The organism is Pseudomonas yamanorum, assembly GCF_013386765.1.
Classification (GTDB): domain Bacteria; phylum Pseudomonadota; class Gammaproteobacteria; order Pseudomonadales; family Pseudomonadaceae; genus Aquipseudomonas; species Aquipseudomonas yamanorum_A.
Genome location: NZ_JACARE010000091.1, coordinates 1 through 11,254, shown reverse-complemented (window position 1 = coordinate 11,254; position 11,254 = coordinate 1). Strand labels below are relative to the sequence as shown.

The following is an 11,254-nucleotide window of genomic DNA, read 5'->3' as shown; positions in this document are numbered from 1 at the left end:
GCGCTTTAGATTTTGATGTTGCCTTTGCTTCACCACACTCAAGCCGGCCTGTAGGCCGCTGTGCTCTGGCTTTTGATCTTGATTTTGATCTTAGGCGCCCCGTTAAACCACGCTGGCCGAACGCAGGCTTTGGAGCGTGGGTAACCCGGCAGGACGCCGGGTTAGCCGCGCTGGGCCAAGGATGGCCCATCGCGGCGGCCCACGGTCCAAAGCCGGAGTGCGGGCACACCGAGCCCTAGCGAGGTGCCGAGTGGTGGGGCAAGAGCGTTTTGCTTACTTTTGCGCTCTTCAAAAGTGAGCCGCTGTAAGAGCGGAACCATAAGCGGCCATAACAAAAATAACGGATATACACCCCACCCCAAACCATTGGCACAGACACACAACCACTTGGCAGCCACAACAATTCTTGCAATCCCCCCACAAGGCAGAATCCACTTGCAAGAATCTGCCAAAGCACCCGCGATTAGCAAAACACAATAATTCAGGGAGTGCCCCTAATGCGAAGCAACAGGATCAACGTACAGTCAGCGCTGGGTCTGGGCCTGCTTGTACTCGGCTTGAACAGCGCCCAAGCGGACCTACCGCCAGACACCATCGGCCAGACCACCCTGGCCTTCCCGCCGGAAGCCCACCGCGCCTTCGTAGTAGACGTCGAATTCGAAAGCTTCGTCGTAGGCCGCGTCACCGTCGTCGACCCGGATAAAAAACGCGTCCTCGGCATGGTCCCCACAGGCTTCGCCGCCCCCTCGGCCCTGAGCCACGATCAAAAGACCCTGTACAGCGCCGATATCTACTATTCCCGCGGCACCCGTGGCGATCGCACCGACGTGCTCACCGCCTGGGACAGCTCCAGCCTGTCGCCTTCGTGGGAAGTACTTATACCGAACAAACGCGCCGAATCCCTGACCCAACGCTACGGCCTGAAAACCAGCGGCGACGACCGTTTCGTCTACGTCTACAACTTCACCCCGTCCACCTCGGTCACCGTGGTCGACACCCAGTCCCGCGCCGTCACCGCCGAAATCGCGATCCCCGGCTGCGTGCTCAACTACCCGGTCGGCACCCGCCGTTTCGCCTCCCTGTGCGGCGACGGCAGTCTGCAAGTGGTCACCCTGAATGACCAAGGCCAGGAAACCTCGCGCAACCGCACCCACTTCTTCGACCCCAACGCCGAGAAGCTCAACGAGCGCGCCGTGAACGTAGGCGACACCTACTACTTCACCACCACCACCGGCACCATACGCCCCGTCGACTTCTCCGGCGATGCCCCGAAAATCCTGCCATCGTGGTCACTCACCACCGATGCAGAAAAGAAAACCGGCTGGGCCCCGGGTGGCTGGCAACTGATGGCCGTGGCACCAAAGCTCAACCGTATGTACGTGCTGATGCATGACAACCACGAACCCATGAAGTGGGAAGACCCAAGCACCATCATTTGGGCCTACGACCTCAAGACCCAGAAAAAGATAGCCACCCTGGAAGCCCCGACGCCGGTCTGGAGCATGCAGGCCACCGGCGACGACAAGCCCCTGTTGCTGGGCGCCGACGTCGAAGGCGGCTTGCAGATCTTCGACCTGAAGACCAACAAACTCACCGGTAGCATGGCCAAGGTGGCGAAGACCGCCACCCAGATCATGAGCTACTAAAGAGGTTCGGCCATGCATATCGACCCGATCTTCATCATTGCCAGCGCCCTCGCCATTGCGGTGTTGCTGGCCAGTGCCGCAACCCACAAGTTGCGCGCACCGGCACGTTTCGCCCGGCAACTGGCGGACTACCAGTTGCTGCCCGAGGCATTGACCCGTCCCGGCGCCCGGGTGATTCCGGTGCTGGAGTTGGTGATTGCCTTTGCCCTGCTGGTGCCGGCCACCCGTTCCTGGGCAGCCCTCAGTGCCGCCGGCCTGATTGCGCTGTACGCCGCCGCCATCGGCATCAACCTGTGGCGCGGTCGCCGGGACATCGACTGCGGTTGCGCAGGCCCCGACCAGGCGCAGCCGTTGCGACCGATCCTGCTGCTGCGCAACGGCGCACTGGTGGCCGTGGCCTTGCTGGCCTGCGTGTCGCCGATTGCCCGTGACCTGGGTTTTTTCGACGGTTTCGTCACCGTCGCCGCCAGCGCCGTCGCGCTGCTGATTTACGCCGCCGCCGATGGCTTGCTGGCGAACTCCCCTCTTCTGCTCAAACTGATTGGTAGGTGATCAATGGAAGGCCTGATTGTTTCTAACGTACTGCTGTGGGTCCTGCTGCTGGCGCTGGCGTTCGCCGTGATGGGCCTGGTGCGCCAGATTGGCGTGCTGCACGGGCGCATCGCCCCGGCTGGCGCGCTGATGGTGGACAAGGGCGTGGCGGTGAATGAGCCGGCGCCGCAAGTCACTGCTTCCGACCGCAAGGGTCGCCCGGTGAACTTCGGCTATGCCGGTGAGAAGAACCAGTTGCTGTTCTTCCTCTCGCCGACCTGCCCGATCTGCAAATCCCTGTTGCCAGCGATCAAATCCATCGCCAAGGAACAGGCCGACCGTCTCGATGTGGTGTTTATCAGCGACGGTGACATGGAAGCCCAGCAAGCACTGATCACCGAGCACAAGCTGGACGACGTCACCTACGTGGTCGGCCCGGAAGTCGGCATGACCTACCAGATCGGCAAGCTGCCGTACGCTGCACTGATCGACAAGAGCGGCACCTTGCGCGCCAAGGGCCTGGTCAATTCCCGCGAACACCTGGACAGCCTGTTCGAAGTCGAACACCTGAAAAGCGCCACGCTGCAGCAATACCTCAACAGCCAGCCGCAGCCCCACGACCACAGCCACGGCCATAGCCACTGATTAAGGCAGGGAGACTCTCATGAAATTGCTGGATCTGTTATTCGAGCGCTCGACCCGTCGCCTGGCCGACACTACGTCACGGCGCAAACTGTTGGCCCGCATGGGTTCGCTGATGGTCGCAGGCGCCGCGTTGCCCCTGCTGCTGCCCCTGGACCGCACCAGCAAGGCGCTGGCCGCCGACAACCCGAAAGCCGGTGACCCAGGCGATCCGAACAGCTGCGACTACTGGCGCTACTGCTCCATCGACGGCTTCCTGTGCAGTTGCTGCGGCGGGTCGGTGACGTCCTGCCCACCGGGCACCGAGGCGTCCCAGGTGACCTGGATCGGCACCTGCCGCAACCCGGCGGATGGCAAGGACTACATCATTTCCTATAACGACTGCTGCGGTAAGCAAAGCTGCGCCCAATGCGCGTGCACGCGTAACGACAGTGAAGAACCGGCGTACCGGCCGTTCAACAACAACGATGTGAACTGGTGCCTGGCGGCCAAATCCCACATCTACCACTGCACGGTCTCGATCATTCGCGGCGTCGCGGTTTAACTCACCCTTGTGGCGAGGGAGCTTGCTCCCGCTGGAGTGCGAAGCGCTCCCAAAGATCTTGGGGCTGCTGCGCAGCCCAACGGGAGCAAGCACCCTCGCCACAGGTCAGTGCAAAGAGGCTTGTCATGCGTACGTTGTTTTTGCTGAGCTTGATGTGTGTCTTCGCCGCCCCGCTCGCCCAGGCCCGGGCGATTCCCAATCCGAACCAGAAGCACGCACCGGGTAATGAGTCGCCGCAAACGCCCATCGCCCAGGCCGGGTACAGCGTGGCGACCAACTATCAGCTGCAGTGTGCCGGCTGCCATCTGGGCAGCGGCATGGGCTCGGCGGCGAACGACACGCCGAGGATGACCGGGTTTGTCGGCAACTTTCTGAAGGTGCCGGGTGGCCGGGAGTTTTTGGTGCGGGTGCCGGGGATGTCGCAGTCGGCGCTGAACGATGGGCAACTGGCGGATCTGCTGAACTGGCTGATGCGCCCGGACGGGATGGCGGGCAAGAGTACGCCGGTGGATTACCAGCCTTATAGCGCTACGGAAGTGACTGAGTTGCGGCACAAGGCAATGCTCAACCTGCCGGGGACGCGGGCGGGGTTGATCAAGGAGATGCGCGCGCAAGGGATTGCGATCGAAGACGGAATGCCCAACTGAACCCTGTGGGAGCTGGCTTGCCTGCGATAGCGGTGGGTCAGCCAGGAATGGGTAGCTGACACTCCGCTATCGCAGGCAAGCCAGCTCCTACAGTTCAGGCGTGTTGCTTGCGATACTCACCCGGTGCAATGCCAAACCGCGATTTGAACGCCGTCGAAAAGTAACTCGAATCCGAAAACCCCCACGAGTACCCCAACACCGAAAGCTTCTCCTCCACCCTGGATTGGCGCAGCGACTCGGCACACAAATCCAGCCGCCGGTTCTTGATGTACCGCGCCACCACCAAACCCTTGCGTGCAAAGATCCGGTACAGCCCGCGCACCGACATTCCCACCTCCCGCGCCAGCCATTCAGGGCACAGCTCTTCGGAGCGAATGTGTTGGTCAATGCACTCCAGGGTCTTGCGAAACACCCGCTCGTGAGCATCACCGACTTCACCCGCCTGGCTGATGGCCGGGCGCAGCAGGTTGATGATCGCTTCCAGCGTCGCCTCGCTTTCCTGCAAGGTCAGGTTGTCTTGCTGGGTCGCTTGCAAAATCAGTTGCCGGGACAGCATCGCCATCGGCGACGTGGCCTCGATGCGGTGCCCGCATTTGACCGGGTTGAAGCGCAAGGTCTGCTCCACCAGGTAGGCCGGCAGGATCAACGACAACTGCCGCGAGTTCTCGCTGTAGGTGAAGTCGCTGGGGTGCGCCGCATCGATCAGGGTGATGTCGCCGGCACGCAACAGCGCCTTGCTGTCGCCCTGGGCCATGCCCGCCGTGCCGTCGAGCTGGAACACGGCAAAGTACTTGCCGCCCTCGCCCGCCGCGATTTGCGTGGGGGTGCGAAACAGCCGCGCCTGGCAGGCGTCGACAAAGCTGAGCTTCAGCGCGCCGCTCTGGTATTCGCGGATCTGCCCGGAAAAACCATCCCCCAGGACTTGTGCATCAAACGCGCCGCAGATCTGATTGATCTGATGGATCCATTGGTCGAACCCATCACAGCGCTGTGCAATTGAAGACATCATGTTCAGGCCTCACGCAGGCTTATTTTTATTCTCTACGCCACATCACTCCACCCGTTCTCCTGAACAGCGTCGCTCCTTATTTCAGGCCTCCGAACCGCCGGTAAAAACTTTCGCCCACGTCCGGCAACGGGCCGTCGGCAGTTTCCAGCGCGCTGTTCAGCCATTCCTCGGCCTTGGCGTAGATCAACCGGTAAATATTGCGGCACAACTGGCGGGCGGCGCGGCCTTCCCAATCGCCGGGGAGCAATTCGTCGGGCAATTGCGGGTCGCGCAGCAGCAGTTTGCGGTATTCATGAATAAGCAGGACCCGTGCCAGGAAACAATCCGCAGGCGCAAGCTGTTCCTGCTCGCGAAGCGCTTGCCAGAGCGGTCGGAACAGTTGGATGAACTCGCTGTAATGGGCCGCCAGTTCCTCGATGTTCCAGCTCTCGCGCACCTGCACTCGCAGGGCTTTGGAGGCCAGTACATCTTGTGCCGTGGTCTCGAAGACGATGGTGTCTTCCTGGGCGCCGAGGTCGAGCAAGGTGGCGTTGACATCGGCGCGGTCGCTGCGCGGGCAGGCCAGCACGGTCGGGGCTATCGCACCAAAACCTTGCCATTCCAGTTCTTCACGCACCTGTTTGCGCTTGTCCTGGGTCAGCTGTGTGAGCATCACCAGGCACCACGAACCATCCCACGCCGGCACGCTGGAGCTGTAGACCCGCTTGAAGGCCTTGTCGAAACGCCGGCGCCCGGCACCGGTCAGGCTGTAGTAGCTGCGGCGCCCGACTTTCTCGGCGGTCAGCCAGCCTTCCTTGGTCAGGCGGAAGATCGAGGTGCGGATCAGCCGTTCGTTGATGCCGATGGGCTCGAGCAACTGGATCAGACTGCCCAGCCACACCGTCCCGCCGTGGGGCTCGATGGCGTCCCCGTACAAGGTAATGATCAAGGAACTGGCGCGAATCGGCGTCTGCTCCTGGAAGCGGGTGATCAGTTGGTTCAGGGGTGTCAGTGACGACATGGGCGTACCGAGGCAAAAAGAGAAAATATACCGTTTTTAGCGGCGTCGGGATGCAGGCGATTCATGTGCCCTTGGGCCGCAGGCCGCTGTCGCTGATCCGTGGCCGGTCGGCTTCAGGCTCGCTCAGGGGGGCGCATTCCTGCATCTGCTCCAGGCAGCGCTGGGCCAGGCGCTGGTATTCGCGGGTACCGGTTTGCTTCCAGTGCACCTCTTCGTCGCTGAGGCTGCGCTTGACGCTGGCCGGCGTGCCCATCACCAACGACTGCTCGGGGCACTCGAAACCGGCTTTGACAAAGGCCGCCGCCGAGACAAAGGAGCGAGCGCCAATGCGCGCGTTGTCCATTACTACGGCATTCATGCCCACCAGCGCATCGGTGCCGATCCGGCAACCGTGCAGCACCGCGCCGTGGCCAATATGGCCGTTGCGCTCCACTACCGTGTCGCTGTCCGGGAAGCCGTGCATCACGCAGGTGTCCTGCAGGTTGGCCCCTTCTTCGAGGACGATACGCCCGAAGTCGCCGCGCAGACTCGCCAGCGGCCCCACATAGCAATGAGGGCCGATGATCACATCGCCGATCAATACCGCCGAGGGATGAACGTAGGCCGTGGGGTCGACCACCGGGGTGAGGCCGTCGAGGCTGTAGCAGGTCATGGAGGATTCCTTTTATGGCGTATTCGCAAAGCGATGCCGATCTTGGCTTATTTTGTATCACATCATTTTATAAGCACAAAGCTGAAAAAGCGTATCGCTTGGATCACCTATCGGCCAAGCAGGCTAAAACGCCCTATATATTCGATTTAAAGCCAATAAAATATGGGATTTATCAGGTGTTTACCGGCCAACAACCTGACCAATCCATTTTCAAACCTTCCAAAACAAGACACACCAAATCAATTTTATCATTGCATTTATGTATCACGTTAAAGCTATACTCCTGCAAAACCGGCAGACCTTGCCGATCCAATAATGAGCCGGCTGACCGCCGAGCGTGCACCGTGAGGGCCTCACGACCATGAACTTCGAACACATCCTGTTTTCCATCGAGGCCGGCGTCGCCCTGCTCAGCCTCAATCGCCCCGACCAGCTCAACAGCTTCAATGCGCAGATGCATGGCGAGGTCCAGCAGGCACTGAAGCTGGTTCAGGAAAACCCCGACGTGCGCGTGCTGCTGCTGACCGGCGAAGGTCGTGGCTTCTGCGCCGGGCAAGACCTCAGCGACCGCAATGTGGCACCCGGCAGCGCGGTGCCGGACCTGGGTGAATCCATCGAGAAGTTCTACAACCCGCTTATCCGCCAACTGCGCGACCTGCCCCTGCCGGTGATCTGCGCGGTGAACGGCGTAGCCGCCGGGGCCGGCGCGAACATACCCCTGGCCTGCGACCTCGTATTGGCCGCCCGCTCGGCGAGTTTTATCCAGGCGTTCTGCAAGATCGGCCTGATCCCCGACTCCGGCGGCACCTGGACCCTGCCGCGCCTGGTGGGCATGGCCCGCGCCAAGGCCCTGGCCCTGCTGGGCAATCGCCTGAGCGCCGAACAAGCCGAGCAATGGGGCCTGATCTACCGCTGCGTGGACGACGCCGAACTGCGCAACGAAGCCCTGACCCTGGCCCGCCACCTGGCCACCCAACCGACCTACGGCCTGGCGCTGATCAAGCGCAGCCTGAACGCCAGCCTGAGCAACACCTTTGATGAACAGCTGGAGCTGGAGCGCGACCTGCAACGCCTGGCCGGGCGCAGCGAGGATTACCGCGAAGGCGTCGCCGCCTTCATGGAAAAACGCAGCCCAAGCTTCAAGGGCCGCTGAAAGGAGCGCACTGCATGACCAACCATGAAGCCATGAACCTGGCCAACCAATGCACCCAGGCCATGTTCAGCCGCGACGCCGCGAGCCAGGGCATGGGCATGCGCCTGCTCTCGGTGGCGCCGGGCTGCGCACGCCTGGGAATGAGCGTGCGCGCCGACATGATCCAGGGCCACGGCACCTGCCACGGCGGCTACCTGTTCGCCCTGGCGGACTCGGCCTTCGCCCTCGCCTGCAACAGCTACAACGACGCCACCGTGGCGCTGGGTTGCAGCATCGACTACATCGCCCCGGCACACCTGGGCGACACCTTGAGTGCCGACTGTCGCGAGCAAAGCCGCTCGGGCCGCACCGGCAACTACGACGTCCGTATCGAAAACCAACTGGGCCAGCTGATTGCGCTGTTCCATGGCAAATCCTACAAAGTGCGCGGCACGGTGCTGGCGCAGGAGAATCCGAATGAATGACGCCTTGATCATCGACGCGGTACGCACCCCGATTGGCCGCTACGCAGGCGCCTTGAGCAGCGTGCGCGCCGACGACCTCGGTGCGGTGCCGCTGCGCGAACTGTTGCGCCGCCACCCGCAAGTGGACTGGAGCCGCGTCGACGATGTGATCTACGGCTGCGCCAACCAGGCCGGCGAAGACAACCGCAACGTGGCCCGCATGTCGGCGCTGCTGGCCGGGCTGCCGGTGAGCGTGCCGGGCACCACCCTCAACCGTTTGTGCGGCTCGGGGCTGGACGCCATCGGCAGCGCGGCCCGGGCGATTCGCTGCGGCGAGGCCGGGTTGATGCTGGTGGGCGGTGTGGAATCAATGTCCCGGGCGCCGCTGGTGATGGGCAAGGCCGAGCAGGCGTTTGCCCGCGATGCGCAGCTGTACGACACCACTATCGGCTGGCGTTTCGTCAATCCGCTGATGAAAAAAACCTACGGGATCGACTCGATGCCGGAGACCGCCGAAAACGTCGCCGAGCAGTTCAACATCTCCCGTGCCGACCAGGACGCCTTTGCCCTGCGCAGCCAGCAACGGGCAGCGGCGGCCCAGGCCAGCGGGCGCCTGGCCAAGGAAATCGTCGCGGTGGAAATCCCCCAGCGCAAAGGCCCGGCCAAGGTGGTGGAACACGACGAACACCCACGCGGCGACACCACCCTTGAGCAACTGCAGAAACTCGGCACGCCGTTCCGCGAAGGCGGCAGCATCACCGCCGGCAACGCGTCCGGGGTCAACGACGGCGCCTGCGCCCTGCTGCTGGCCAGCGCCGAAGTTGCCAAGCGTCACGGCCTGGTTGCCCGCGGCAGGGTGGTCGCGATGGCTACCGCCGGCGTAGAGCCACGGATCATGGGCATCGGCCCGGTGCCGGCGACCCGCAAGGTGCTGGAACTGGCCAACCTGAGCCTGGCGGATATGGACGTGATCGAGCTCAACGAAGCCTTCGCCGCCCAGGGCCTGGCGGTGCTGCGCGAACTGGGCCTGGGGGACAACGACCCGCGGGTGAACCCCAACGGCGGCGCCATCGCCCTCGGCCATCCGCTGGGGATGAGCGGCGCACGGCTGGTGACCACCGCCCTGCATGAGCTGGAAGAACGAGGCGGCCGCTACGCCCTGTGCACCATGTGCATCGGCGTGGGCCAGGGCATCGCACTGATCATCGAGCGGTTGTCCGACTAAAGATTCGCGATTCCCGAGGAACCTAGCGGTATCCTTGGGGCATGCACTCAAAGCCCACGGTGTGCGGTGGGCTGATACACAAAAATAATTCGAGTGAACTCATGAACATGCCTATTCCAAACGCCGTGCTTAACCCTGTGCTGGACCCGCTGGAAACCGCCAGCGTCGACCAACTGCGCGCCCATCAACTGGAGCGCCTGCGCTGGAGCCTGCGCCACGCCTACCAGAATGTGCCGCTGTACCGTCAGCGTTTCGACGCGCTGGGGGTGCACCCCGATGACATCAAGTCCCTCGACGACCTGGCCAGATTCCCGTTCACCACCAAGAGCGACCTGCGGGACAGCTACCCCTACGGCATGTTTGCCGTGCCGATGAACGAGGTGGTGCGCCTGCACGCCTCCAGCGGCACCACCGGCAAGCCGACGGTGGTGGGTTACACCCAGAACGACATCGACACCTGGGCCAATGTGGTAGCGCGCTCGATCCGCGCTGCCGGTGGCCGGCGTGGCGACAAGGTGCATATTTCCTATGGCTACGGGCTGTTCACCGGCGGCCTCGGTGCTCACTACGGCGCTGAGCGCCTGGGTTGCACGGTGATTCCGATGTCCGGCGGGCAGACTGAAAAGCAGGTGCAACTGATCAAGGATTTCCAGCCGGACATCATCATGGTCACGCCCTCGTACATGCTGAACATTGCCGATGAAATCGAGCGCCAGGGGATTGATCCGCACAAGTTGGCGTTGCGTTTGGGGATCTTTGGGGCCGAGCCGTGGACTGCTGAGTTGCGCAGTGCCATCGAGGCGCGGCTGGGGATCACTGCGCTGGATATCTACGGATTGTCGGAAATCATGGGGCCGGGTGTGGCCATGGAGTGTGCGGAGACCAAGGACGGGCCGACGATCTGGGAGGATCACTTCTACCCGGAAATCATCGACCCGGTGACGGGTGAAGTGCTGCCGGATGGGCAGATGGGTGAACTGGTGTTCACCTCCTTGAGCAAGGAGGCGCTGCCGATGATCCGCTATCGCACCCGGGACCTGACGCGGTTGCTGCCGGGGACTGCGCGGCCGATGCGGCGTATCGACAAGATCACCGGGCGTAGTGATGACATGCTGATTATTCGTGGGGTGAATGTGTTTCCCACGCAGATTGAGGAGCAGGTGCTCAAAATAAAACAGCTTTCAGAGTGTTATGAGATACATCTGTATCGTAATGGGAACCTGGACAGCGTTGATGTGCATGTGGAGCTTAAGGCTGAGCATCAGCATCTCAATGATGAGCAGCAGAGAGCTGTGGCCAGTGAGTTGAGCAAGCACATCAAGACGTATATCGGGATCAGCTCGCGTATCGTTTTGCAGCCGCTGCATTCGATCAAGCGGTCTGAGGGCAAGGCTTGCCACGTGATGGACAAGCGCCCTAAAGCATGACTGCTGCACCTTTTTGGCCCCGCATTTGTGGGGCTTTTTTTTGCTCGTTTGGGTGGGGTACATATCCGTTATTTAGGGGATGGCTGATATGGGTTCCGCTCTTACAGCGGCTCACTTTTGAACAGCGCAAAAGTAAGCAAAACGCTCTTGCCCCACCACTCGGCACCTCGCCTAGGCTCGGTGTGCCCTCAACTCCGGTATTACTCCGCGGGCCGCCGCGACGGGGCGTCCCTGCCCCGTCGCGGCTAAACCGGCGTCCTGCCGGTTTACCCGCTCCGTACTACCTGCGTTCGGCCAGCGTGGTTTAACGGGGCGCCTAAGATCAAGATCAAAAG

12 protein-coding genes are annotated in these 11,254 nt (G+C 62.2%); 9 read left to right on the top strand and 3 right to left on the bottom strand.

All coding sequences use genetic code 11. The features are described 5' to 3' along the window. Window positions 1-497: 497 nt before the first annotated feature. From HX875_RS32525 to HX875_RS32505, 5 genes are all read left to right on the top strand, one after another. On the top strand, window positions 498-1,646 hold the full coding sequence (locus tag HX875_RS32525; RefSeq protein ID WP_177049016.1) for an amine dehydrogenase large subunit: 1,149 nt from the start codon (window positions 498-500) through the stop codon (window positions 1,644-1,646). Between the two features lie 12 nt (window positions 1,647-1,658). Beyond that, on the top strand, window positions 1,659-2,198 hold the full coding sequence (locus tag HX875_RS32520; RefSeq protein ID WP_177049015.1) for a MauE/DoxX family redox-associated membrane protein: 540 nt from the start codon (window positions 1,659-1,661) through the stop codon (window positions 2,196-2,198). Window positions 2,199-2,201: 3 nt separating this feature from the next. Then, a complete protein-coding gene (mauD, locus tag HX875_RS32515; protein WP_177049014.1) occupies window positions 2,202-2,822 on the top strand; it encodes a methylamine dehydrogenase accessory protein MauD in 621 nt (206 codons plus the stop codon). 19 nt (window positions 2,823-2,841) lie between these two features. After that, complete coding sequence (locus tag HX875_RS32510; protein WP_003208877.1) at window positions 2,842-3,363, top strand: methylamine dehydrogenase light chain; 522 nt, start codon at window positions 2,842-2,844, stop codon at window positions 3,361-3,363. Between the two features lie 125 nt (window positions 3,364-3,488). Beyond that, a complete protein-coding gene (locus HX875_RS32505) occupies window positions 3,489-4,010 on the top strand; it encodes a cytochrome C (RefSeq protein WP_177049013.1) in 522 nt (173 codons plus the stop codon). A gap of 94 nt (window positions 4,011-4,104) precedes the next feature. Here HX875_RS32505 and feaR read toward each other — a convergent pair whose 3' ends face one another. The 3 genes from feaR to paaY all read right to left on the bottom strand — a co-directional run bounded on the left by feaR (window position 4,105) and on the right by paaY (window position 6,671). Next, the gene (gene feaR, locus HX875_RS32500) at window positions 4,105-5,019 is read right to left on the bottom strand and encodes a transcriptional regulator FeaR (protein WP_177049012.1); all 915 of its coding nucleotides are present in this window, start codon (window positions 5,017-5,019) and stop codon (window positions 4,105-4,107) included. Between the two features lie 76 nt (window positions 5,020-5,095). Continuing rightward, entirely contained in the window at window positions 5,096-6,019 is a 924-nt protein-coding gene (paaX, locus tag HX875_RS32495; protein ID WP_010173615.1) for a phenylacetic acid degradation operon negative regulatory protein PaaX, read from the bottom strand. Between the two features lie 61 nt (window positions 6,020-6,080). Then, on the bottom strand, window positions 6,081-6,671 hold the full coding sequence (gene paaY / locus HX875_RS32490) for a phenylacetic acid degradation protein PaaY (RefSeq protein ID WP_177049011.1): 591 nt from the start codon (window positions 6,669-6,671) through the stop codon (window positions 6,081-6,083). A gap of 361 nt (window positions 6,672-7,032) precedes the next feature. Here paaY and paaG point away from each other — a divergent pair, with 361 nt between their 5' ends. The 4 genes from paaG to paaK all read left to right on the top strand — a co-directional run bounded on the left by paaG (window position 7,033) and on the right by paaK (window position 10,919). Then, complete coding sequence (paaG, locus tag HX875_RS32485) at window positions 7,033-7,824, top strand: 2-(1,2-epoxy-1,2-dihydrophenyl)acetyl-CoA isomerase PaaG (RefSeq protein WP_177049010.1); 792 nt, start codon at window positions 7,033-7,035, stop codon at window positions 7,822-7,824. 14 nt (window positions 7,825-7,838) lie between these two features. After that, complete coding sequence (paaI, locus tag HX875_RS32480) at window positions 7,839-8,288, top strand: hydroxyphenylacetyl-CoA thioesterase PaaI (RefSeq protein ID WP_177049009.1); 450 nt, start codon at window positions 7,839-7,841, stop codon at window positions 8,286-8,288. Then, window positions 8,281-9,492, top strand: a complete 1,212-nt coding sequence (gene pcaF / locus HX875_RS32475; RefSeq protein ID WP_177049008.1) for a 3-oxoadipyl-CoA thiolase — start codon at window positions 8,281-8,283, stop codon at window positions 9,490-9,492. The genes paaI and pcaF overlap by 8 nt, the downstream gene beginning before the upstream one ends. A 101-nt stretch (window positions 9,493-9,593) precedes the next feature. Beyond that, window positions 9,594-10,919 (top strand): phenylacetate--CoA ligase PaaK, encoded by a 1,326-nt coding sequence (paaK, locus tag HX875_RS32470; RefSeq protein ID WP_177049007.1) that lies wholly within the window; start codon window positions 9,594-9,596, stop codon window positions 10,917-10,919. The last annotated feature ends 335 nt before the right edge of the window (window positions 10,920-11,254 follow it).

Bases quoted from the DNA above. Each gene is read 5' to 3' on its own strand.
- paaY (WP_177049011.1), bottom strand. From the start codon at position 6,671: ATGACCTGCTACAGCCTCGACGGCCTCACCCCGGTGGTCGACCCCACG.
- paaX (WP_010173615.1), bottom strand. From the start codon at position 6,019: ATGTCGTCACTGACACCCCTGAACCAACTGATCACCCGCTTCCAGGAG.
- paaG (WP_177049010.1), top strand. From the start codon at position 7,033: ATGAACTTCGAACACATCCTGTTTTCCATCGAGGCCGGCGTCGCCCTG.
- paaK (WP_177049007.1), top strand. From the start codon at position 9,594: ATGAACATGCCTATTCCAAACGCCGTGCTTAACCCTGTGCTGGACCCG.
- mauD (WP_177049014.1), top strand. From the start codon at position 2,202: ATGGAAGGCCTGATTGTTTCTAACGTACTGCTGTGGGTCCTGCTGCTG.
- HX875_RS32520 (WP_177049015.1), top strand. From the start codon at position 1,659: ATGCATATCGACCCGATCTTCATCATTGCCAGCGCCCTCGCCATTGCG.
- paaI (WP_177049009.1), top strand. From the start codon at position 7,839: ATGACCAACCATGAAGCCATGAACCTGGCCAACCAATGCACCCAGGCC.
- pcaF (WP_177049008.1), top strand. From the start codon at position 8,281: ATGAATGACGCCTTGATCATCGACGCGGTACGCACCCCGATTGGCCGC.
- HX875_RS32505 (WP_177049013.1), top strand. From the start codon at position 3,489: ATGCGTACGTTGTTTTTGCTGAGCTTGATGTGTGTCTTCGCCGCCCCG.
- HX875_RS32525 (WP_177049016.1), top strand. From the start codon at position 498: ATGCGAAGCAACAGGATCAACGTACAGTCAGCGCTGGGTCTGGGCCTG.
- feaR (WP_177049012.1), bottom strand. From the start codon at position 5,019: ATGATGTCTTCAATTGCACAGCGCTGTGATGGGTTCGACCAATGGATC.
- HX875_RS32510 (WP_003208877.1), top strand. From the start codon at position 2,842: ATGAAATTGCTGGATCTGTTATTCGAGCGCTCGACCCGTCGCCTGGCC.